Annotated in this window: 20 protein-coding genes; 10 read left to right on the top strand and 10 right to left on the bottom strand. The window is 62.7% G+C overall.

What is annotated here, in order from left to right; all coding sequences use genetic code 11:
* Positions 1-14: 14 nt before the first annotated feature.
* Both WDB86_RS18215 and WDB86_RS18210 read right to left on the bottom strand, forming a co-directional pair.
* Positions 15-821, bottom strand: coding sequence for a tetratricopeptide repeat protein (locus WDB86_RS18215; RefSeq protein ID WP_341486009.1), 807 nt, complete (start codon positions 819-821; stop codon positions 15-17).
* An 8-nt stretch (positions 822-829) separates the two neighbouring features.
* On the bottom strand, positions 830-2,143 hold the full coding sequence (locus tag WDB86_RS18210; RefSeq protein ID WP_341486008.1) for a hypothetical protein: 1,314 nt from the start codon (positions 2,141-2,143) through the stop codon (positions 830-832).
* 74 nt (positions 2,144-2,217) lie between these two features.
* On the opposite strand from WDB86_RS18210, the gene WDB86_RS18205 reads away from it, so the two are divergent.
* Complete coding sequence (locus WDB86_RS18205) at positions 2,218-2,907, top strand: helix-turn-helix domain-containing protein (RefSeq protein WP_341486007.1); 690 nt, start codon at positions 2,218-2,220, stop codon at positions 2,905-2,907.
* 61 nt (positions 2,908-2,968) lie between these two features.
* On the opposite strand, the gene WDB86_RS18200 is transcribed toward WDB86_RS18205, so the two are convergent.
* Positions 2,969-4,288: a sugar ABC transporter substrate-binding protein gene (locus WDB86_RS18200; protein WP_341486006.1), complete on the bottom strand. Its 1,320-nt coding sequence runs from the start codon at positions 4,286-4,288 to the stop codon at positions 2,969-2,971.
* A gap of 269 nt (positions 4,289-4,557) precedes the next feature.
* Between WDB86_RS18200 and WDB86_RS18195 the strand changes: the two genes are divergently transcribed.
* The 8 genes from WDB86_RS18195 (at position 4,558) to WDB86_RS18160 (ending at position 13,067) form a co-directional block, all read left to right on the top strand.
* Positions 4,558-5,766: an ROK family transcriptional regulator gene (locus WDB86_RS18195; RefSeq protein WP_330629629.1), complete on the top strand. Its 1,209-nt coding sequence runs from the start codon at positions 4,558-4,560 to the stop codon at positions 5,764-5,766.
* Positions 5,767-6,076: 310 nt separating this feature from the next.
* Complete coding sequence (locus WDB86_RS18190) at positions 6,077-6,949, top strand: sugar ABC transporter permease (protein ID WP_330629630.1); 873 nt, start codon at positions 6,077-6,079, stop codon at positions 6,947-6,949.
* Between the two features lies 1 nt (position 6,950).
* Positions 6,951-7,781 carry a carbohydrate ABC transporter permease gene (locus WDB86_RS18185; protein WP_330629631.1) on the top strand — a complete coding sequence of 277 codons (831 nt, stop codon included), beginning with the start codon at positions 6,951-6,953 and terminating at the stop codon, positions 7,779-7,781.
* 11 nt (positions 7,782-7,792) lie between these two features.
* Entirely contained in the window at positions 7,793-8,800 is a 1,008-nt protein-coding gene (locus WDB86_RS18180; protein WP_330629236.1) for an ABC transporter ATP-binding protein, read from the top strand.
* Positions 8,801-8,994: 194 nt separating this feature from the next.
* Positions 8,995-9,879 (top strand): sugar phosphate isomerase/epimerase, encoded by an 885-nt coding sequence (locus WDB86_RS18175; RefSeq protein ID WP_330629237.1) that lies wholly within the window; start codon positions 8,995-8,997, stop codon positions 9,877-9,879.
* 72 nt (positions 9,880-9,951) lie between these two features.
* The gene (locus tag WDB86_RS18170; protein WP_341486005.1) at positions 9,952-10,935 is read left to right on the top strand and encodes a sugar kinase; all 984 of its coding nucleotides are present in this window, start codon (positions 9,952-9,954) and stop codon (positions 10,933-10,935) included.
* Positions 10,932-12,200 (top strand): D-tagatose-bisphosphate aldolase, class II, non-catalytic subunit, encoded by a 1,269-nt coding sequence (locus WDB86_RS18165; RefSeq protein ID WP_341486004.1) that lies wholly within the window; start codon positions 10,932-10,934, stop codon positions 12,198-12,200. The genes WDB86_RS18170 and WDB86_RS18165 overlap by 4 nt, the downstream gene beginning before the upstream one ends.
* Positions 12,201-12,335: 135 nt before the next feature.
* Complete coding sequence (locus WDB86_RS18160) at positions 12,336-13,067, top strand: SDR family oxidoreductase (RefSeq protein WP_330629240.1); 732 nt, start codon at positions 12,336-12,338, stop codon at positions 13,065-13,067.
* A 57-nt stretch (positions 13,068-13,124) separates the two neighbouring features.
* On the opposite strand, the gene WDB86_RS18155 is transcribed toward WDB86_RS18160, so the two are convergent.
* The 7 genes from WDB86_RS18155 to WDB86_RS18125 form a co-directional block, all read right to left on the bottom strand.
* Positions 13,125-13,874, bottom strand: a complete 750-nt coding sequence (locus tag WDB86_RS18155) for an ABC transporter ATP-binding protein (protein ID WP_330629241.1) — start codon at positions 13,872-13,874, stop codon at positions 13,125-13,127.
* On the bottom strand, positions 13,868-14,926 hold the full coding sequence (locus WDB86_RS18150) for an iron ABC transporter permease (protein ID WP_330629242.1): 1,059 nt from the start codon (positions 14,924-14,926) through the stop codon (positions 13,868-13,870). Before WDB86_RS18150 ends, WDB86_RS18155 begins: the two co-directional genes overlap by 7 nt.
* Positions 14,923-16,017: an ABC transporter substrate-binding protein gene (locus WDB86_RS18145; protein WP_341486003.1), complete on the bottom strand. Its 1,095-nt coding sequence runs from the start codon at positions 16,015-16,017 to the stop codon at positions 14,923-14,925. The genes WDB86_RS18150 and WDB86_RS18145 overlap by 4 nt, the downstream gene beginning before the upstream one ends.
* A gap of 123 nt (positions 16,018-16,140) precedes the next feature.
* Complete coding sequence (locus WDB86_RS18140; protein WP_330629244.1) at positions 16,141-16,578, bottom strand: DUF2946 family protein; 438 nt, start codon at positions 16,576-16,578, stop codon at positions 16,141-16,143.
* Positions 16,579-16,766: 188 nt separating this feature from the next.
* Positions 16,767-18,419, bottom strand: a complete 1,653-nt coding sequence (locus WDB86_RS18135) for a flotillin domain-containing protein (protein WP_330629245.1) — start codon at positions 18,417-18,419, stop codon at positions 16,767-16,769.
* A 54-nt stretch (positions 18,420-18,473) separates the two neighbouring features.
* Complete coding sequence (locus WDB86_RS18130; protein WP_339109833.1) at positions 18,474-19,208, bottom strand: OB-fold-containig protein; 735 nt, start codon at positions 19,206-19,208, stop codon at positions 18,474-18,476.
* 119 nt (positions 19,209-19,327) lie between these two features.
* Positions 19,328-20,764 carry a PLP-dependent aminotransferase family protein gene (locus tag WDB86_RS18125; RefSeq protein WP_341486002.1) on the bottom strand — a complete coding sequence of 479 codons (1,437 nt, stop codon included), beginning with the start codon at positions 20,762-20,764 and terminating at the stop codon, positions 19,328-19,330.
* Between the two features lie 61 nt (positions 20,765-20,825).
* Between WDB86_RS18125 and WDB86_RS18120 the strand changes: the two genes are divergently transcribed.
* Positions 20,826-21,476 (top strand): pyridoxamine 5'-phosphate oxidase family protein, encoded by a 651-nt coding sequence (locus tag WDB86_RS18120; RefSeq protein ID WP_339109835.1) that lies wholly within the window; start codon positions 20,826-20,828, stop codon positions 21,474-21,476.
* Positions 21,477-21,509: the final 33 nt, after the last annotated feature.

The raw sequence follows: 21,509 nt of genomic DNA, 5'->3' as shown, positions 1-21,509 counted from the left end.
GAGGATCGTCCTTTTCAGGGGGCGCTTGCGGCGTCGGGCAGGGCCGCCAGTGCGGCCTGCGCCTTGGGGTTGCCGAAGGCCGCAGCCTTCGTGTAAAGCGCCTTGGCCCGTGCCGGATCTTGCGCCACACCCAGTCCGCGTGCGTAAAGCCCCGCTTCTCCGACCATGCCATTGGAGCCGATCAGATCATCGCGTGCGGCGGATTTCCGATACCAGTAAAGCGCCTGCGTGTAGTCTTGCGGGACACCTGCGCCCGTTTCATAGGCCTGCCCGAGATAGAACTGGCTGGTGATATCCCCTGCCTCGGCCGCTTCCGCAAACCATGTGGCGGCGGTTTTGTCATCGCCTTCAGCCTTGGCGATAAGCCCCAGATAACGCGGAGCTTTCATGTCACCGGCTGCCTCGCCCTTGTGGAAATAGTCCTTGGCTTTGGCGGTATCCACGGGCACGCCCAACCCGTCCATATAGATCTTGCCAAGATAGAGATAGCCACGGCTATCCCCGCCCTGTGCAGCGCGTTCCGCCCAGTCTGCGGCGGCTGCATAATCGGGGGTCAGGCCGGTCCCGCCCTCCAGATACAGGCGGGCCAGCTCGCTTGCGGCACTGGCCTGTCCCTGATCTGCGGCCTCTTTATACAGCGTCACCGCCTGCGCCAGATCTCCCTGATCCGTTGCGGTTTTGGCCGCGCGCATGGTCGGATCCGAGGGCGTGCGCATATCGGCCAGAGCAGGGGTGGTCAGGCTGACCAGCACGGGGACGAAGACCGGCACCAGCACGCGCACCAGCATGCGGGAGGGGGGATCAATCGCGAAAGCTTTCATGTTCGGCCTCATATATCGGTGCGCATGATCCATGCGCGGATCGGCGCGATGGAATAGGCCAGGCGCCATGTGTTGCGATGACCGGCGGCGCCCTGCCCGTTATCGGTTGCGGGAATGACGGTGCCTTTGGCAAAGCTGACATAATTGATCCGTGCCCCCTGCGCGATCAGCGCATCGAAGGCGAACTGGAACTGGTCGTCATCCCAGCGGCCATCCCAGATGGCACGGGCCACATGCGCCCCTGCGGCTTCCAGGGCTTCCGTGTCGGCATTCTGGCCGGGGAACGCGCCCGGGTCATCTTGCGAGGTCACGATAAACAGCCGGTTCTGCGCCATAGGGGCAACAAGTTCCGGCCCCCACTGACAGGCAACAAGGAAACTTGCCGCGAAGAAATCGGGATATTTGATATTCATCGCCATGGACAGCATGCCACCGCCGGACTGCCCCGTTGTGTAGCGCCGCGCAGGGTCGATCGGGAATTCCTCGCCCAAAGCCTTGATCAGATTGAGCGTGGTCTCCAGCATGGACGACGTCCGGTTGTCATCATCCGCGATGATTTCCGCATATTGCGGGGCCAGCACAAAGGCAGGCCGTGCCGCCTGATCTTCCGGCGAGGCCCAGCTGATGGCCCCCAGCCCCTGTTTCAGCGTCATCAGCGGATCGGTGCTGGTGGCCCCTGCATCGGGCACGAAGTTGACCAGAGGATAGGTCTTGGCGGGGTCATAGTCTTTGGGGATGAACAGGTTATAGGGCAGGCTATCGCCTGTCTCGGGGTCGTTCCAGACCCGTTGTTCGAACGCATCCAGAACCAGATTGACGACACCAGAGGTCGTGACATCCCCTTCGGGCGTGGCAATGGTGGCCTGCGGAGTGGCCCATGTGACGCCGCTGTCATTGGGGTCGCCCGCCGACCAGTGCGGCTTCTTGCCCGCGGCGGCTGCCCCGTCGGTCTGGGAGGCCGCCGCAGGCATGGCTTGGGGTTGGTCTTCCTGTTTCAGGCGGGCGGCCGCATCATCGGGGGACAGCGCGATGATGAGGAACTTGCCGCTCTGGCTGCGGCTGTCCGGATCTGCGGCCGTGGCGGGAAACACATCGGTAATATTGCGCCCCTCGACGGAGAAGTCCGATGCCTTGATCATATCGGCGCTGAGGCTTTGCGGATATTCCAGCGCGATGGCGACAAATCGCAGACCGTCACCATAGACTTTCGTGATCGCAATGGCTTTAAGCGGGGCGGGAGTGCCGGCCAGAGCCGGAAGCGAAAGGCTGGTGACAAGGCCGCTTGCACCAAGGCCGATAAGAAAGTTACGACGTGTCGTCATGCTGGGTCCTTTCCAAACCGTGTCAGGCCGACCGGCTACCACCTGAATAAACCGGAACCTGATCGGTTCCTTAAATGAGGGACATAGAAACGATGTCAATGGGCGGCGAGGATGGGGCGAAGGCCAAAACAGCCTCGCGCGGGCGTCCCAAAAAACGTTCGGACGAGGCCCGACAGGAGCAGATCCTTGCGGCGGCCATGTCAGCGTTTATCGATAAGGGGTTTGCCCGTGCCACCATGTCCGATATCGCGCGGCAGGCGGGCATGTCGAAGCGCGATCTTTACAAGCAATTCTCGGATAAACAGGCGCTTTTTGCCGCCACGATCGAGTCCCGCCGCCATCTGATCCTTGGTCTGCCCCGCCCTGACGGAGAGACCCTGCCATTGCGCGACCTGCTGCGGCGGGTGTTCCGGCTGGATCTTGACGCGCGCCATGCTGACGAAAGAGATACCCTTATGGCATTGATCCATCGCGAAAGTTTGATGCTGCCCACGCTGAACGCGCTGCTTTACGACGGCCGGATCCTGCAGTTTCGCGAAACGCTTGTGGTCTGGCTGAAAGACGAGATGCAGACCGGACGGGTGGCGCAGGCGCAGCCCGAGCGGGTGGCAGGGATGATGCTGGATCTGGTGTTCGGGGTGTTGTTGCCCAAACGCCGCCCCACGGTCCCCGTGGATCGCCACATGCAGGCCGAAGAGATCCTTGACCGGCTGGAGATCCTGCTGGCGGGGCTGGCGGCCCGTTCGGCGCAAAAACCCGTGTGACGGGCTGTGTGGGAACAAAGGCCCCCGCACCGGCTGGCGGGGGCCTTCGATCTAGAGGGGTTTAGTAGCCTGCGCGTTTCATCTCGCGTTCGGTCAGGGTCTGGGCCTGCGACAGCGCCTGTTCTGCCGTGATCTGGCCGGACAGCGCCGAAGAGAAGACCTGCCCAACCGCCGTGCCGATGCCCTGGAACTCGGGGATACCGACCCATTGCGTGCCAAGATAGGGCACGTCCTGCACCGAGGGATGTTTGACATCGACCGCTTTGATCGAGTCCAGCGTCACATCCGCGAAAGGTGCGGATTTGCGGTATTCGGGATTGGCATAAAGCGACTGGCGGGTGCCGGGCGGAGCATGGCCCCAGCCATCCTCGCGGGCCACCAGATCGGTGTAGTCCTTCGACGTGACCCAGCTGATAAAGGTTTCGGCGGCCTGTGCGTGTTTGGAGCTTGCCGGAACCGACAAGGTCCATGCCCAGAGCCAGCTGCCGTAATTGTCCACGCCGTCTTTATGCGGGAAGCGCGCAAAACCGACATCCTTCGCGAATTTCGCCTCTTTCGGATCGGTGATCACCGAAGCACCGACGCTGGCATCGATCCAGATGGCGCATTTGCCGGTTTCGAACAGCGCGAGATTGTCGTTGAATTCATTGCCCACGGCGCCGGGCGGGCCGTAGTTTTTCATCAGCTCCAGATATTTATCCAAAGCCTCTTTCCATTCGGGGCTGTCGAATTGCGGTTTCCAGTCCATATCGAACCAGCGTCCGCCATAGGAATTGGTCATGGAGGTCAGGAAGGACGTGTTGATCCCCCAGCCCGGTTTGCCGCGCAGACAGATGCCGTAGACCCCTGCCGACGGATCGTTCATTGCCTTTGCCGCCGCAGTGATTTCGGCCCATGTCGGCTTTTCGGGGATGGTGACGCCCGCTTTCTTCGCCAGATCGGTGCGATACATCGTGATCGAGGATTCCGCATAGAAGGGCAGCCCGTAGAGCTTGTCCTCGTAGGAGGCGCTGGCCGCAACCGACGGGATCAGGTCATCGACATCATAGCTTGCCGGAAGGTTGTCCAGCGGCTTCAGCCATCCCTGCTTGGCCCAGATCGGCACCTCGTAATTGCCGATGGTCACCACATCGAACTGGCCGCCATTGGTGGCGATATCCTGTGTGACGCGCTGGCGCAGGAGGTTTTCCTCGAGGACCACCCAGTTGATGTGGATATCGGGGTGTTCTTTGTTGAAGACGCCGGTCAGCCGCTGCATACGCGTGACATCGGCGTTATTGACGGTGGCAATGGTGATCGTTTCTTCGGCAGAGGCCATGCCGGCCCCCAGAAGGACGAGCGCGGTTGTAACAAGCCCGAGATGGGGCATGCGAAGGGTCATTGGTAATATCCTCCCTGATATATCGTGACAGGTGATCCGCTTCGGGCTGGCATATAGCAGGCTATATGCGGCCCAAGGCTCCTCCGGATCAGACTGTCGGGTCGTTGTTCGCCTCTTTACGCTATTGTTTGTTGCTTTTTGACGCAAATAAAAAATGACGTCTGGTGTGATTTAAAAATATGACTGAAATTCTTGACTTTTGTCGCTATGAGCGGTGAGTGAATGCTATTCATAACTCAAATTATGCATATCTCTTTAAAGGGGAACTGATGATGCAACAAATATCCAGCTCTCCGAAGCGAATCCGTCAGACCAATATTCTGGGGGCCTTGCAGGCCTTGCACGAGCACCGCTCGATGAGTCGCGCGGATCTGGCACGGCTCATGGGCCTGAACCGGTCCTCTTCGGGCAAGATCATTGGTGACATGATCGCGCGGGGGCTTGTCCGCGAGGTCCGCGCCACCGCCACGGCAGAGCCGCGCGCGCAGGCCGGGCGTCCGGGGATCTTGCTGGAGCTGATCCCCGAGGCGCTTTGGGTTCTGGGGGTCGAGATTGGTGTCGAGCATATCACAACGGTGCAGGTCGATTTCACCGGCGCGCTGCGCCACTGCCGGACAGAGCCGTTCGAGGGGGACAGGGTTGGTCCGGCAGATGCGGTGCGCCAGTCGATCGCGCAATTACTTGAAGATTTCGATCCGGCTCTGATGGAGCGCTGTGCGGGGGTGGGGATCTCGGTTCCGGCCCAGCTGACCACCGAAGGCGACAGCCGCAAGGTTCGCTCGGCGGCCCTGCTGAAATGGGAAAATGTCGACCTGCGGGAATTGGCGCTGTCCAGCCTTCCGGAATGTTTTCCAAAGACAATTCCGGTGGCCGTCGAAAATGACGCCAATGCATTTGCCATCGGCACGTCCTATTCTACCCCCGATGCGGCCAGCGGTGTCACCTTGTTTCTGCTCCTCGAAGCGGGGATTGGCGGCGGCCTTCTGGTCGAGGGAGAGTTGCTGCGGGGCGGGCATGGGCTGGCGGGCGAGATCGGCCATTTGCATATGCCTGACAGTGCGTTGAATCTGGAGCAAACGATCGGGCGCGCTGCGGTTCTGCGCCGCTTCCGAGAGGTTTCGGGGCTGGCAGAGGCGGATCTTGCGACATTGGAGCAGGAGGTGCGCGACAGGGTGCCCCGCGCGGTGGAGATCGCAGAGGACTGGGCGCGCGGTCTGGCTTGGGCGATCGTGCAGGCCAGCCGGTTGATCGATCCCAATCAGGTGGTGCTGGGGGGATCGCTGGCCTTGCTCTATCCGCTGATTGCGGCGCGCGTGCTGGCCCATATTCGCGATCTGCAGGGCGAGGACTTTCCGGTTCCGGCGATTCATCTGAATGACAAGGCGATGGCCGGATCTGCATTCGGGGCGGCCTGTATGATGCATAAGGCGATCTTCACAAATGCCGAAGAGCGCCCGGCCATTTTGCTAGACAGTTGAAACGGAACGTTTTTTAGCAGAAAAAATATTTGTTGCTAAAAGATGCAAATATGGTCATGCTACGTCCCGCGAATGGAGGAATTCGCGAGGGGGGAAGGTCGGAGCGACAGATGCGTGGCATCTTGTCGGTCGGCGCGGCATGCAGAAATCGTCGGCCCCTCTTCCAGACAGATAAGCCTGAGGAGGACTGCCGCCATGACAGCCTACGCCCCTTGCCATCGGCATTTCGGGTGTCGCGACCGGCGCGATATAAGATCTTGCTTCTATCCCGCGCGGCACTGGCGCATCCTTGCAGGAAGGATGCGCTAAGATGGCCACGAAGCATTCCCGCGCCGCTGCGAGGTTGATGATTTCTCCTGCCGTTATTCTTCTTCTCGGCTGGATGATCGTCCCTCTGGCGATGACGCTCTACTTCTCCTTCCTGCGATACAACCTTCTCATGCCCGGCATGGAAGAATGGACAGGCTTCCTCAATTACGAGTTCTTTGTCACGGATCCTGCCTTTATCACGGCGCTGCTTAACACCGTGTTACTGGTGGTGGGGGTTCTGGCGATCACCATCGTGGGGGGCATTCTTCTGGCGCTGCTGCTGGACCAGCCCTTCTTCGGGCAGGGGATCGTGCGCATTCTGGTGATCGCGCCGTTCTTCGTGATGCCCACCGTCTCGGCGCTGGTGTGGAAGAACATGTTCCTCAATCCGGTCAACGGGCTGTTTGCGCATATCGCGCATCTCTTCGGGCTTCCGGCCTATGATTTTCTGGCCCAGGCGCCGCTGGCCTCGATCATCGGGATCGTCTCGTGGCAATGGCTGCCCTTTGCGACGCTGATCCTGCTGACGGCCCTGCAATCGCTTGATCAGGAACAGCTGGAAGCGGCCGAGATGGACGGGGCCTCGAAACTGGCGCGGTTTTTCTACATCATGCTGCCGCACCTGTCGCGGGCGATCACCGTGGTGATCCTGATCCAAACCATCTTCCTGCTGTCGATCTTTGCCGAGATCCTGGTGACCACCAATGGCGGTCCGGGCGTGGCCTCGACCAACCTGACCTATATGATCTATGTGCAGTCGCTGCTGCAATTCGATGTCGGCGGCGGCTCGGCGGGCGGTGTCATCGCGATCATTCTGGCCAATATCGTTGCGATCTTCCTGATGCGGATGATCGGCAAGAATCTGGAGGCCTGAGATGTCCCGTATCGTCACTCCCCGCCGCAAGGCGCTGACCACCGTGCTTGCCTGGGCTGTGGGCATTGCGATCTTCTTCCCGATCCTGTGGATCTTCATCCTGTCGTTCAAGACGGAAGGGAATGCGATCGCCTCGCCGCTCAAGGTGCTCTTCTCGGGCTGGACGCTGGAAAGCTACCATACCGTGCTCGAACGCTCGAACTACCCGCTATTCTTCATGAATTCGGTCATCATCTCGGTCGGTTCGACCCTGCTGGCGCTGATCATCGCGGTGCCCGCCGCCTGGGCGATGGCCTTTGTGCCGGGCCGTCGGACCAAGGATATCCTGATGTGGATGCTGTCCACCAAGATGCTGCCGCCGGTGGGGGTTCTGGTGCCGATCTACCTGATCTTCCGCGATCTGGGGCTGCTGGACAGCCGCATCGGTCTGGTCGTCGTGCTGACGCTGATCAACCTGCCGATCATCGTCTGGATGCTGTTCACCTATTTCAAGGAGATCCCCGGCGAGATCCTGGAGGCGGCGCGCATGGATGGCGCGGGGCTGAAGGAAGAGGTGCTTTACGTGCTGACGCCGATGGCGGTCCCGGGCATGGCCTCGACGGTGCTGCTCAACATCATCCTCGCCTGGAACGAGGCGTTCTGGACGCTCAACCTCACGGCTTCCAAAGCCGCGCCGTTGACGCAGTTCATCGCCTCCTATTCCTCGCCCGAGGGGCTTTTCTACGCAAAACTCTCTGCCGCCTCGATCATGGCCATCGCGCCGATCCTGATCATGGGCTGGTTCAGCCAGAAACAACTTGTCCGCGGCCTGACCTTCGGCGCGGTGAAATAAGGACATAAGTCATGGGACAAATCACTCTGAAGGGCGTGCGCAAGACCTTTGGCGAAGTCGAAGTCATTCCGCCGCTGGATCTGGATATCAAGGACGGCGAATTCGTGGTCTTCGTGGGCCCGTCGGGCTGCGGCAAATCCACCCTGCTGCGTCTGATCGCGGGGCTCGAGGATCTTTCGGGCGGGCAGATCATGATCGACGGCACGGATGCCACCGAGGCCCCCCCCGCCAAGCGCGGCCTCGCGATGGTGTTCCAGAGCTACGCGCTTTACCCGCATATGTCGGTCAAGAAAAACATCGCCTTCCCGATGAAGATGGCCGGTGTGCCCACCGACGAGCAGGAGCGCCGCATCGCCTCGGCGGCCGAGGCGCTCAACCTCACCGATTACCTGCACCGCAAGCCCGGCCAGCTTTCGGGCGGCCAGCGCCAGCGGGTGGCCATCGGGCGGGCTATCGTGCGCGAACCGGCCGCCTTCCTGTTTGACGAACCGCTCTCGAACCTTGACGCGGCGTTGCGGGTGAACATGCGCCTCGAGATCTCGGAGCTGCACCAGAAGCTCAAGACCACGATGATCTATGTGACCCATGATCAGGTCGAGGCGATGACGATGGCCGACAAGATCGTGGTGCTGCGCGCAGGCCGCATCGAGCAGGTGGGCAGCCCGCTCGATCTCTACCGCAACCCCGATAACCGCTTTGTCGCGGGCTTCATCGGCAGCCCCAAGATGAACTTCATCGAAGGCGAGCGCGCCGCGGCCCGCGGGGCCCATGCCATCGGCATCCGCCCCGAGCATATCGACCTCTCGACCACGCCGGTCGACGGCGCGATCGAGGGTCTGGTTGGCGTCTCCGAGCACCTTGGCTCGGACACCTATGCCCATGTGCAGGTCGAAGGCATCGGCCAGTTCAACGTCCGCGTCTCGGGCGAGGTCGATGTCCATGCCGGCGACACCGTCTGGCTCACTCCCCAAGAGCATAACATCCACCGCTTCGACGAAAACGGTAAAGCGATCCGGTAAACGTATCGCCTTGCGGAAAACATGCATGTGCCGTTTGCAACAAAACCGGCATATGCGTCGTGCTGCCTGATCTATAGAAAGCGCATCTGCCAGATTTATGGCAAAAATTTTCCGATCCTCTTTCTTATTTGTTGCTAGAAGAAACAAAAAGAGGCACAACCTGTTCTGACATGTGATTCAGGGAGGCACTGAACATGAGACGACTTGGTATCCACTCTTTCGTATGGACCAACGGCCAGACCCAGGAAGGGCTGGAAATGGCGCTTGATAAGACAGCCGAGCATGGCTACCGCATGATCGAATTCGCCTATCTGCGCCCCGAACTCTTCGATCTGGACCGGTTGGCCCGGAAGGCGAAGGCGCTGGATGTCGATATCGTGGTGACGATGGGCCTGCCTGCGGCGGCAGATGTCTCCAGTGACGACAAGGCGGTTGTGGCCAAAGGCCGTCAGCTTCTGTCCGATGCGGTCAAGGCGGTGCGCGATATCGGTGGCATCCGTCTGGGCGGTATCCTTTACTCGATGCATGGCAAATATGACAGCATGCCGACCCGCACCGGCTGGATGCATAGCGCCGAGTCCATCGCGGCCACTGCCGAGATCGCCAAGGATTGCGGTGTCGAGATCGCGCTTGAAGTGGTCAACCGCTTTGAATCGAACCTTCTCAATACCACGGCACAGGGTCTGCAGTTCATCAAGGATACGGGCCGCGATGACGTGTTCCTGCATCTGGATTCCTTCCACGCCAATATCGAGGAAGCCGACCCCGCTGCCGCGATTCGCATGGCGGGTGACAAATGCACCTATTACCATTTCAACGAGAATTATCGCGGTTTCCTCGGCACCGGCACGATCGACTTCGCGTCGATCTTCAGCGCCCTTGTCGATATCAACTACGACCGCGATATCGTGTTCGAAAGCTTCTCCAGCGCAATCGTCGACGAGAGCCTGTCGCGCACCTGCGGGATCTGGCGCGATACGTGGACCGATAACAACCCGCTGGCCGCGCATGCCAAGCAGTTCATCGAGCAACGTTGGGCCGAGGCGCAGCGCAAGCGCGAGGTCAATATCACGGCGTAAGGCCGTCGGGACCGTCGGAACAGGGCAGGGGCTTCGGGCCTTGCCCGTTCTTCGCACAGGAGGAGCTATGCGATGAACAATTCTCATCTTGCGCCCGATGCTTTGGGGCCGACCCTTTGTATCGGCGAGATATTGGTGGAAATCGTGGCGACCATGCCGGGGGAGGGGTTTCGTAACGCCCTGCCGCTGATCGGCCCGTTTCCCAGTGGCGCACCGGCGATTTTCATCGACCAGTGCGGGCGTATCGGCGGGCAGGCCGCAATGATCGGCGCGGTCGGTCGCGATGATTTCGGTCAGGTCAATATCGACCGGCTGGTCCGCGATGGCGTCGATGTCTCGGGGATCGCGATCGATCCCGATTATCCCACGGGCAGTGCCTTCGTGCGGTATCGCGAGGATGGATCGCGTGATTTCGTTTTCAATATCGAACGCTCGGCTGCGGCGCGTTTCGGCTGGACGCCTGCGGTTGCGGCGCTGGCCGCGCGGGCGGGACATCTGCATGTCATGGGGTCGGCCTTGTCGATTTCTGGCGCGTGGGAGGTGATCCGGCAGGTGCTGGCGCAGGTCAAGGCGCGCGGTGGCACCCTGTCGCTCGACCCGAACCTGCGCAAAGAGCTGACACAGGACGTCGAAACGCGCGAACGCTTCCTGTGGCTGGTGGGGCAGGCCGACCTGCTTCTGCCCTCGGGCGAGGAGCTGGAAGATGCGGCGGGCGTGGCCGGAGAGGAGGCCGCTCTTGCCGCCCTGTTCGCGCGGGGCATCAAGGAGATCGTGCTCAAACGCGGCGAGGCAGGGGCAAGCTGCTTCCTGCCCGATGGCCGCCGCATCGATGCGCCGTCTTTCGTGGTCGATGCGGTCGATCCCACAGGGGCGGGCGACTGTTTCGGTGGGGCCTATCTGACCTGCCGCAGGCTCGGCCAGCCTGTGGAGAGTGCGCTTGACTATGGCTGTGCCGCAGGTGCGCGCAATGCCACTCTGCGCGGCCCGATGGAGGGCGCAGGCACCCGCGAGGAGCTGGATGCCTTTATCGCAACCACCCAAAGGAGAGCATCATGAATGTCATGTTGCAAGATCTGGCCCCGTCGCGGGCGGCGGGACATCCGGTCGGAATAAGCTCGATCTGTTCGGCCCATCCTGTTGTTCTGCGCGCGGCCCTGCGTCATGGCGCGCGGACACGGGCGACGGTTCTCATCGAGGCGACCTGCAATCAGGTCAATCATCTTGGCGGCTATACCGGTATGACACCGGCGGATTTCGCCGAAATGGTCTACCGGATCGCCGCCGAGGAAAACTGCCCCGAGGATCTGATCCTGTTGGGGGGGGACCATCTTGGCCCCAATCCGTGGCGCGACCAAGACGCGGAAACCGCGATGGCCGAAGCCGAGAAGATGGTGGCGGCCTATGTGGAGGCGGGCTTCCGCAAGATCCATCTGGACGCCTCTATGGGCTGTCGCGGCGAACCCGTCGCGCTGGATGACCATCAGACGGCGGATCGGGCCGCGCGTCTGGCGGCTGTGGCCGAAAGAACCGCGTCGGGTGCGGCGGGGCCGATGCCCCTTTATGTGATCGGCACGGAGGTTCCGCCTCCCGGTGGTGCCGATCACGCGCTGGAGGCCATCACCCCCACCGCGCCCGACGGGGCCAAGACGACCTTGGCCGTCCACCGCGAAATCTTCGCCGCCCGTGGTCTGGACGCGGCCCTGTCGCGCGTGATCGCGATTGTGGTGCAGCCGGGGGTGGAATTTGGCAATCATAACGTCATCGCCTATGACCCCGCACCGGCGAGGCCGCTGATCGATGTCCTGCCAGCGCTGGACGGGCTGGTTTTCGAGGCCCATTCGACCGATTATCAGGGGACCGCGCCCTTGGCACAACTGGTGCAGGACGGCTTTGCCATCCTGAAAGTCGGGCCGGAGCTGACCTTTGCGCTGCGCGAGGCGCTATATGCGCTGGATCTGATCGCCTCGGATCTGCTGCCTGACTATGGCGCGCGGCCTCTGAAAGTGGCGCTTGAGGCGCTGATGCTGGAAAAACCCGCTAACTGGGCGCGTCATTACGGCGGCAATGCGGCCGAGCAGGGTGTCTTGCGGCATTATTCGCTGTCGGATCGTATCCGCTATTACTGGGCCGAGCCGCAGGCACAGGCCGCTGTTGCCGCCCTTCTCGAGGCGCTGCAGGGGCAGGTTGTGCCGTTGCCGTTGATGTGGCAGCACCTGCCTGCCGCGACAGCTTTTGCCGACAGGCCGCTCGACCCCGAGGCCCTGCTTCTCTGGCGGGTCGAAGAGGTGATCCGCAGCTATCATACGGCCTGTGCCGTCTGAGGCCTGCCCGCTGCACGGCGCGCAAACGGGCGCCGCGCGGGGCTTTGTCATTTGCACAGGCACGGGGCTTGTGCCAACACCGCTTGATCCGCGTCCCGATCGGGGCGGAAAGGGAAAAACGTGGAGGAGATGAAGATGAGCAATGAACTAAGCGGCAAGGTCGCCGCAGTGACGGGTGCGGCCTCGGGGATCGGTCTTGCCAGTGCGCAGATGATGCTGGAGGCAGGCGCTACGGTGGTCTTTGTGGACCGTGATGGTGCCGCATTGAAGGCCGTGACCGAAAAGCTGGGCGAGAAAGCCCTGCCGCTGGTCATCGACCTGCTGGACCCCGAAAGCTGTGCCTCGCTTCTGTCGGGCGTGATGGAACTGGCGGGGCGGATCGATATTCTGCACTGCAATGCGGGCAGCTATATCGGCGGCGATCTGGTCGAGGTCACGGACCCCGCTGCGATTGACCGCATGCTCAATCTGAATGTGAACGCGGTCATGAAGAACGTTCATAACGTGATCCCGCAGATGATCGCGCAGGGCTGTGGCGATATCATCGTCACATCGTCGGTGGCAGGGCATACGGCTGTGCCGTGGGAGCCGGTCTATTCGGCCTCGAAATGGGCGATGACCAGCTTTGTCCAGACCATGCGACGCCAGCTGAACAAACATGGCATCCGTGTGGGTTCGGTCTCGCCCGGTCCGGTGGTTTCGGCCCTGCTGGCCGACTGGCCCGAGGAAAACCTGCGCAAGGCCAAGGAAAACGGCGCGCTGATCGAGCCGTCGGATATCGCCGAGGCGATCCTGTTCATGTTGAGCCGTCCGCGCACGGTCACCATCCGCGATGTCGTGATTTTGCCCAGCAATTTCGATATCTGACAGGATCTCCCCGCCGCAGCCGTCATCCGGTTGCGGCGGGGACTGTCTTTCGGGCGCTCAACGATGCGTCAGCATATGCGGCACGAACACCGCATTGTTCTCGCTGTCGCGCAGCCATTCCGGTGCGACTTTCCAGAACCGGCGGATCGCGGGCGCGTTCAGCGCCCGTTCCGGCGTCTCCTCGCAGATCAGACGCCCTTCGGCCAGAAGAAGGGCATGGGTGCAAAACCGCGCGGCAAGGTTCAGATCGTGTAGCGACAGCACCACGGCAGTGCCGGTGCGTTCGGCGAAATCGCGCAGATAGCCCAGAACCGCCAGCTGGTGGTGCAGATCAAGCGCCGATGTCGGCTCGTCAAGCGCCATCACCCGTCCGCCCCGAAACAGCCGCTGCGCCAGCAGGACCCGCTGTTGCTGCCCGCCCGAGAGTGCCGACATCGCCCGCGTTGCCAGATCCCCCAGCCCCAGACGATCAAGAAGGCTGCGGGCCTGTGTGACCGCCTGTTGCGGCACCCGCAGCCCCAGCCGTTCGCGCTGTCCCAGAATGACGCAGTCCAGCACGCTGAGTTCGGAGACGACCGCAAAGGCCTGCGGCAGGTAGCAGATGTCGCGCGGGCCAAGCTGCCTGCGCCCGTCAAGGATCTGCGCCCCCGCGGCCTTGCCCCGCGAAAGCGCCTGTAGCAACGTGGATTTGCCCGCGCCATTCGGGCCGAGAACGGCGGTCAGGCGACCGCAGGGCAGGCTGAAACGCATCGGGGCCAGAATGGTGCGTCGCCCGCGGGTTTGTTGCTCGAGGCTTGCATTCAGCATCCGCGATCTCCGTGACGCAGGATCACCACGGCCAGCATCGGAATGCCGGCAATGGCGGTGACGATGCCCACCGGAATGGCGGCACCGCTGGACAGAAGCTTGGCGGCCACCGATGCCGAACACAGGATCAGTGCGCCGATCACGGCGGCCAATGGCAGCCCGAAGCGGTGATCCTCGCCCACCATTGCCCGCGCCACATGCGGCGCGATCAGGCCGACAAAGCCGATGGTGCCGGTAAATGCCACGGCGGCGGCGGTGAGTGCTGCGGTCAGCAGGAAGACCCGTCGCCGCAAGGCATCGGTGTCCAGCCCCAGACTTTCGGCATTGGCCTCACCCATGCGCAGCGTGGTCAGCGCCCATGTGTCTCTGGCGATAAAGGGCAGGCATAGCAGCACGATACAGCCCGAGACTTTCACCGCCGTCCAATTCGCCTTCAGCAACGACCCGAACAGCCAGAACACGATTTGCTGCAAGACCTCCGGCGAGGCCATGAACTGCACAAGAGACAGCATCGACTGGAAGAAGAACAGCACCGCAATCCCCGCCAGCACTAGGAGCTCCGGTTTGGACCCCTTGAGCCGCGCGACGGCCCAGATCATTGCCGTAGCGCCGAGTGTCGCCAGAAAGGCGCAGGCCGGTGTCAGCAGCCAAGGCGGCACCGGCAGGGCAAGGCGGGTGCCGAACAGGATGGCCAGCGCCGCGCCGAATCCCGAGGCTGCCGAGAACCCTAGCGTGAAGGGCGAGGCCAGCGGATTGGCGAGGATGGTCTGCATCATCAGCCCCGAAATCCCCAAGGCCGCACCCACGATCAGCGCCAGCACGGTTTGCGGCAGCCGGATCTGGAACAGGATCACCGCCGACGCCCTGTCGGCCCCGTCCGGCCCGTCCAGCAGGGTCTGCCACAATTTGGCAGGCCCCATACCCGACGGGCCGGTGCCCAGATCCGCCAGCACCAGAAGCCCCAGCACAACACAGGCAAGCCCCAATGCGAGGCGGCGCTTGCGGGCACGGATTTCCCATGCCCGCCAGACAGTTGTTGCCGCGCTGGTCATGGCATCTTCGTGATGAAGGTGCCCTGCGCCTCGATCGGCATCCAGTCATGATAATAGGCGCGCAGCTCCTCGGCAGGGTCGATATCGGCAAACAGTTTCGGATAGAGGGCTTTGGCAATGGCCCGCGCATAGACGAAATCCGACAGGGTGCGGTTGCCGCCGTGATAGATGCTATACACCTCATGCTGGCGCACTGCGGGCAGGTCGGACCAGCCGGGGCGGGTGAGATAGGCCGCCAGACGGGTCTGGGCCAAGGCCTCCTGTGCGCCGAAACCCAAGCTGACCGCCTGCGGCGCATTGCGCCATTCCGACCCTGCCAGCAAGATCACATCCGGTTGCTGGGCAAGGACATATTCGGGCGAAAGCGGCCCCCAATTCTCGATCTGCCCTTTGGCGATATTCTGGCCGCCCACCAGATCGATCACCCCCGCCCACATGCCGGAGCCATAGGAATTGCCAATGGTTTCCGGGCCTTTCTGGGCCAGTTCCACATAGATCTTCTTATGCGACGGGCCTGCTGTGGCAATGCGCGCCAGCGTGTCGCGGGTTTTCGTCTCGTAAAGATGCACAAGCCTCTCGGCACGTTCGGGCTGGCCCATGACAGCCCCGAGAACACGGGTCGAAAGGACATGGCGCTCTAATGTCTGGGCGTTGTAATCCAGCGCCACCACCGGAATGCCTGCCGCTTCGATCTGTGCCACTCCGGCCTGCCCCAAGGCGGCGGTCTGCCAGCTTGACAGGATCGCCACATCGGGGCGGGTGGCAATCAGCGCCTCGGCCGACAGGGTGTTATCATCGGCATTGCCGAAATCCGGCACTTGTTCAAGGGCCGGAAACCTTGCGGTATAGGCCGCCCATTGGTTCGGGCGCCAATCGGCCCAGGGCGCGCGCGACAGAGCGACGATCTTATCGGCTGCGCCCGCACCGGCAACCGCCAGATAATCCTCGTAGTAAAACCCCAATGCGACACGTTCGGGCACATGTTCCAAATGGATTTCACGCCCGTCGAGATCGGTCACGGTGATGTCGGCCTGTGCCACCAGCGGGCAGAGGGCAAGTGCGGCAACCGCCGCAAAGAAAGTCGTTTTCATATTGAGTTCCAAACCTGTTGCGCAGACCCGCAGATCCGCATGCCAAAACCTGCCGCAGGGCCGCAGACCCGAAACGGCGGTGCCAGAAGACAGCGGAATGCCGCGCAGCACGGCCTTCCGCGATCAGGCGGCGCGCGGTGGTGCACGCGGCTGGACCGGCGCATATAGGCGCAGGATCACAGGCGGCGCGGGGGCAGGGTCGGGACGATAACGGCTGAATTCGGCGGTGCTGAACATCAATTCCGGCACGGCCTGCACCGCAGCCAGAGACAGCGACACGGCAAGGCAGGTCGAGACCTTATGGCGTTGCGGCGCGGGGGCATCGGGGTCTTTGACCGAGCCGTCAGGCAGCATCACCAGTTCTTTGGGGCCTTCGCCGGTGCACAGCACAAGCGTCGTGCCTTCCGCATCGGGGTTGCGCATCATGCCCTGCGGTACGATCCCCGAGAGAAACAGCGCGCAGAGCAGGCACAGACGCAGCAGCCAGACGCCCGCCCCCGCAGAACATGCGGAGCGGCCTCCTGGGGCGCGGGGCGGAGAAGATCGGCCGGACTGCATCATGGGGGCATCTATAGCGGGCAGGTGGGGCCGAGCAAAACGGTTTTTACCTGCCGGAGACTGTGACGGAGGGTGCAAAATGCCGCAGGGGATAAGGCGCGTCCCGAACTGGCCTGTCGAGCGCGGCTTCCGTCCGGACGGGGGCCATACGAAAAACGCGAGCCCGTCAGGGGGGCTCGCGCGGAGAGATCTCAGACGTCTTGCGCCGGTTGTGCGGCAGGGGCTGCCGCGCTGGCCTCGGGCGGGGCAGAAGGTTTGGGCATCACCTCGTCGAACAGCCCGCTCATGCCCTTTTCCATATTCAGCCCGACCTGCTTGCCGATGCTGTCCAGCGCCGGAAGCTGGAAAGCCATCTTGCGCATCTCGTCAAAGGCCTGATTGACCAGCCCGTCACCGCCCGAGGCCTTGGCCCCTTCGGCCGCCGTGGACGCATTACCCAGACCATCGACCTTATGGATGGTGATGCCGCCGATCTTCTCTGCGGGTTTGACCATCTCGGCCACGATCTTCGGCATCGCCTCCAGACGCGCCTGCGCTAGACGGTATTCGACAATGGCCTCCGACAGACCGTTCTCGGCCTCGGCCAATGCGCGGGTGCCTTCGGCCTCGGCCAGCTTGCGCGCGCGCATCCCCTCGGCCTCGGCCAGAGCCTCTTTCTTGGCGGCTTCGGCGCGGATGGTGATCTGGTCGGCCTCGGCCTGCGCCAGTTCGCGCATGGCGGCGGCGCGGTCATCGGCGGCCTCGCGCTCGGCCTTGGCGGCCACACGGATCGAGGTTGCCTGACGCTCGGCCTCTTCCTGCGCGGCAAGAATGGTCAGGCGCTTCTGACGCTCACCCTCGGCCACGCGGCGCTCGGTCTCGATCGCCTCGGTCGCCTTGATGGCCTCGGCTTTGGCCAGATCGGCACGGGCGCGGGCCTGGCTTTCGGCCTCGGATTTCTCGGAGACGGCAATCTGGCGGTCCTGCTCGGCCACTTCGATGGCTTTTTCACGGGCGATACGGGCCTGTTGCGCGGCCATCTCGGCCTCTTCGTGCTGGCGGGCTTTCTCGGCTTCTTCACGGGCGGCCAGCTCTTCCATCTTCACACGCTGGGCAACACGGGCCTCTTCCTGCTCGCGCTCGACCTCATAGCGTTTGACCTCGGCCTCCTGACGCGAGCGGGCCACGGCGACCTCGGCATCCGCCTCGATGGCGGCGCGCTGCTTGCGGCTTTGGGCGATGCGCTCGGCCTGGTTCTTCATCCCTTCGGCGTTGAAGACGTTATTCTCGTCCAGCCCGCTCAGCGGGGTCTGGTCCAGCGCGGTCAGTGAGACGGACTCCAGTTCAAGGCCGTTCTTGCGCAGATCCTCGGTAACGGTCTGCTGCACCTGCTGCACGAAGTTGGCGCGGTTCTCGTGCAGATCGTCCAGATCCATCTTGGCGGCCACAGCGCGCAGACCATCAACCAGCTTGCCTTCCACCATCTCGCGCAGGGCGCGTTCGTCAAAGGTGCGGTCGCCCAGCGTCTGGGCCGCGCGCGCGATGCCCTCTTCGGTGGCCTGAACGGTGACGTAGAATTCCACGCCCACATCGACCCGCATCCGGTCTTTGGTGATCAGCGCGGAATTGCCGTCACGACGCACTTCCAGACGGGTGGTGCGCATATTGATCCGCGTCACTTCATGCAGCACCGGAATGACCAGCGTGCCGCCGTCGATGATGACCTTGCGCCCGCCTGTGCCGGTTTTCACAAGGCTGACCTCGCGGGTCGAACGATTATACATCCGTGAGAAAATCATCGCGATCACCAGAAAGGCCACCACGATCAGTAGCACAGGGATCGCTACACCTAGAATGAGAGTCATTTAAACATTTCCCGTCTCTTACAAACTTTGACGGCAGAAAGCTCTGCCGGAATTTTACGCAATAGGTACCAGACGCAGATCGCCGCCCGGAAGTTTCAGAACCAGCACCTCGGTGCCTTGCGCGATGACATCGCTTTCCGATAGCGGTTCCAGCATGGCATAATGGGTGTTGCCGAAACTGTCGGTCACCCGCACCTGCGCGGGGCTGCCGCGCCGTGCCTCGCCCACCGTGACGACACCGCGCCGCCGCCCCAGACTGCGCTCCGAGATCGCGCTGGTTTCGTCGCGTGGCAGCAGACGGGCGATGACCGATGACAGCCCCCGCGTCAGCGCCAGGGCCGGAACCGCGATCACCGGCACGGCCAGAAGGCGCGGCATGGCCTGCCCGACGATCTGCCACAGGCCGGTCTGGACCGCCAGCCCGAGCCCCGCGAAGAGCGCGCAGAACAGGGTCAGCCAGATTGTGAGCGGCAGTTTGTTCAGCCCCAGCATATCGGTCATGATACCGCCCGCAGAGGGTGTGGCCTCCAGGGCGGCAGGCGAATGGCCGTCAAACGCGCCTTCGATCTGGACCGCGACCTCGGTAGGCAGATCAAGCTCGGCGGCAATTTCGGGGGCGCTCAGTCCGATCAGGTCGGCATCTGCCTCCATATCCAAAGCCAGATCGCCGCTGTCACCCGTTGTCGACAGGCCGGTGAGAAGCATCACCACCTCAAGCAGGAGAAGGGCCACCACAAGGCCTGCGGCAATCAAAAACGGGGTAAGCCCCGGATCATAGAGTAAAGTCATGGATACAAAAGCCAGAAGAGTTGTGTGGTACAATTGCGAAAGATGCCCGCGGGTTCAAGGCAAAACTCTGGCAGGTCACGGGCAGGTTTCCGCCTTTGGTAGAACACAAGGCCATCCGCTCATCCCATGCGGGCCAGAAGCGCGCAGAGGCGGCGGGCCGCGTCCCCAAGCGTATCCTCGTCAAACCCCGCATAGCCCAGAAGCAGGGCTTCTGGTCCGTGCGGCAGGCTGCAATGATCGGAGAGGGCGGCCACGCATAGCCCTGCCTTGGCGGCCTCGGCACTGATCTCGCGGTCGCTGACCCGCCCTTGCAGCTTTGGTCCGAGCCCCGCGCAAAGATGCATTCCGCCCGCATCGGGCGCGAGTTCTACAAACCCCTGCGCCGGTGCCATCGCCGAAAGCAGATAGGCCTGCCGGCGCGCATAAACCCGTCGCATCCGGCGCAGATGCAGCGCGAATTCACCGCTCTCCATGAAACTGGCGAGCGCGGGCTGCGGGGTCAGCGAGGCCTGCCCTCCGACCGCGTCGAAATAGGCCGCGATCTGTGGCAGCATGCGCTGGGGCACCACCATATAGCCGATCCGCAGGGCGGCGCTGAGCAGTTTCGAGAAACTGCCCAGATACAGGACATTCTCCAGCCGGTCGAGCCCCGCCAATGCCGGCAGCGGCTGGCCACGATAGCGGAATTCGCTGTCATAATCATCCTCGATCACCACCCCGCCGGAGCGACCGGCCCATTCCAGAAGCGCCAGCCTGCTGGACAGGGGCATGCTGCGACCCGTCGGGTAATGGCGCGAGGGCGTCACTATCGCGGCTCTGGCGCGGGCGGGGATCTGCGCGGGGTCCAGCCCCTCGGGGCCGATGCGGACCGGATGGGCTCGCGCTCCGCAGGACATCAGGGTGCGTGCCATTTTCGGCCAGCAGGGATCTTCGATGGCCACGGTGGTTTTGGGCGGCAAAAGCGCGCGGAAGATGATCTCGAAGGCGTCGCGCGCCCCCGAGGTGATCACCACCTGCTGCGGGTCGCAGGCAAGCTGACGCCATGCCAGAAGGTGATCGGCGATTGCAGCGCGCAGCGGATACCACCCCAGCGGGTCGGGGCGGGCCAGCAGATCGGCCGAGGGCGCGCGCCAGGCGCGGTCCAGATGACGCGCCCATTGGGCATGGGGCATCAGGGCCGGATCGGGCAGGGCGCTTTGAAAGGGCCGCCAGCTGGCGACCGGTGCGGGCGGGTGACGCGGCACGCTGGCCACCCGTGACAGATGCGGCAGTTCCTGCGCGACAAATGTGCCTGCCCCCTGTCTGGTGACCAGATAGCCCTCGGAAATCAACTGGTCATAGACAATCTGCACTGTCGTACGCGAGACCGATAATTCGGCCGCCAGAACGCGGCTTGCCGGAAGCCTGACGCCGCAAAAGGCGTTGGAGGACAGGATCTTGCGCCGTAGCCCGTCCAGAAGCTGGGCCTGCAGGCTTTCGGCGGCCGCAGGGTCCAGCAGCAGTGCAAACAGGGCGCTGTCCAGATTGGACTGATATGATTTACCGAAATTGGCCATTTATAAAATACCAATATGCCGCCAGACCTGAGGCGGCAAGTTCAATTTCGGATCTCTTCCCATGTCAGATACCCTGCCCGTCACCGAGCGCACCCGCCTTCGCCGCAGCCATGAGCGCGGCTGTTTCGACCGCGAGGCCATTTATGCCATCCTTGACGCGCAGCCGATGTGCAGCGTCGGCTATGTAATTGATGGAAAACCCTTTGTTACGCCCACGCTGCAATGGCGCGAGGGCAATCATGTCTACTGGCACGGCTCCTCTGCCAGCCGTGCGCTGCGCCATTCCCGCGATGCCGACGTGTGTCTGAGCGTCGCCATTCTGGACGGGTTCGTGCTGGCGCGCTCGGGGATGCACCATTCGGTCAATTCGCGTTCGGTCACGCTATACGGGCGGGCGTTCAAGGTGGAAGACCCTGCCGAGAAGCACGCGAAACTGGGGCGCTTTGTCGATACGCTCTTTCCGGGCCGTTATGGCACCCTGCGCCCCGATCATGCGCAGGATCTGAAAGCGACGATGGTGCTGGGGCTGGAGATCGCCGAGGGCAGCGCGAAGACGCGGAGCGGCGGTCCGAAGGACGAGGATGCCGATTACGAGCTGCCGATCTGGGCGGGCGTCCTTCCGGTGCGCAGCGTGGTGGGGGCCCCCGAACCCGATCCGCGCAATCTGCCGGGGGTCGAGATGCCAGCGCATGTGAGGGGGTTCCGGCTCTGAGCTTTGGGCCCGCCTGACGGTTACGGATCGCGG

Source organism: Thioclava sp. GXIMD4215, assembly GCF_045291555.1.
Lineage (GTDB): Bacteria > Pseudomonadota > Alphaproteobacteria > Rhodobacterales > Rhodobacteraceae > Thioclava > Thioclava litoralis.
This window is presented reverse-complemented; position numbering and strand designations above follow the sequence as displayed.

Excerpts from the sequence above, each read along its gene's own strand:
- WDB86_RS18215 (WP_341486009.1), bottom strand. The coding sequence starts at position 821 with ATGAAAGCTTTCGCGATTGATCCCCCCTCCCGCATGCTGGTGCGCGTG.
- WDB86_RS18210 (WP_341486008.1), bottom strand. The coding sequence starts at position 2,143 with ATGACGACACGTCGTAACTTTCTTATCGGCCTTGGTGCAAGCGGCCTT.
- WDB86_RS18205 (WP_341486007.1), top strand. The coding sequence starts at position 2,218 with ATGAGGGACATAGAAACGATGTCAATGGGCGGCGAGGATGGGGCGAAG.
- WDB86_RS18200 (WP_341486006.1), bottom strand. The coding sequence starts at position 4,288 with ATGACCCTTCGCATGCCCCATCTCGGGCTTGTTACAACCGCGCTCGTC.
- WDB86_RS18195 (WP_330629629.1), top strand. The coding sequence starts at position 4,558 with ATGATGCAACAAATATCCAGCTCTCCGAAGCGAATCCGTCAGACCAAT.
- WDB86_RS18190 (WP_330629630.1), top strand. The coding sequence starts at position 6,077 with ATGGCCACGAAGCATTCCCGCGCCGCTGCGAGGTTGATGATTTCTCCT.
- WDB86_RS18185 (WP_330629631.1), top strand. The coding sequence starts at position 6,951 with ATGTCCCGTATCGTCACTCCCCGCCGCAAGGCGCTGACCACCGTGCTT.
- WDB86_RS18180 (WP_330629236.1), top strand. The coding sequence starts at position 7,793 with ATGGGACAAATCACTCTGAAGGGCGTGCGCAAGACCTTTGGCGAAGTC.
- WDB86_RS18175 (WP_330629237.1), top strand. The coding sequence starts at position 8,995 with ATGAGACGACTTGGTATCCACTCTTTCGTATGGACCAACGGCCAGACC.
- WDB86_RS18170 (WP_341486005.1), top strand. The coding sequence starts at position 9,952 with ATGAACAATTCTCATCTTGCGCCCGATGCTTTGGGGCCGACCCTTTGT.
- WDB86_RS18165 (WP_341486004.1), top strand. The coding sequence starts at position 10,932 with ATGAATGTCATGTTGCAAGATCTGGCCCCGTCGCGGGCGGCGGGACAT.
- WDB86_RS18160 (WP_330629240.1), top strand. The coding sequence starts at position 12,336 with ATGAGCAATGAACTAAGCGGCAAGGTCGCCGCAGTGACGGGTGCGGCC.
- WDB86_RS18155 (WP_330629241.1), bottom strand. The coding sequence starts at position 13,874 with ATGCTGAATGCAAGCCTCGAGCAACAAACCCGCGGGCGACGCACCATT.
- WDB86_RS18150 (WP_330629242.1), bottom strand. The coding sequence starts at position 14,926 with ATGACCAGCGCGGCAACAACTGTCTGGCGGGCATGGGAAATCCGTGCC.
- WDB86_RS18145 (WP_341486003.1), bottom strand. The coding sequence starts at position 16,017 with ATGAAAACGACTTTCTTTGCGGCGGTTGCCGCACTTGCCCTCTGCCCG.
- WDB86_RS18140 (WP_330629244.1), bottom strand. The coding sequence starts at position 16,578 with ATGATGCAGTCCGGCCGATCTTCTCCGCCCCGCGCCCCAGGAGGCCGC.
- WDB86_RS18135 (WP_330629245.1), bottom strand. The coding sequence starts at position 18,419 with ATGACTCTCATTCTAGGTGTAGCGATCCCTGTGCTACTGATCGTGGTG.
- WDB86_RS18130 (WP_339109833.1), bottom strand. The coding sequence starts at position 19,208 with ATGACTTTACTCTATGATCCGGGGCTTACCCCGTTTTTGATTGCCGCA.
- WDB86_RS18125 (WP_341486002.1), bottom strand. The coding sequence starts at position 20,764 with ATGGCCAATTTCGGTAAATCATATCAGTCCAATCTGGACAGCGCCCTG.
- WDB86_RS18120 (WP_339109835.1), top strand. The coding sequence starts at position 20,826 with ATGTCAGATACCCTGCCCGTCACCGAGCGCACCCGCCTTCGCCGCAGC.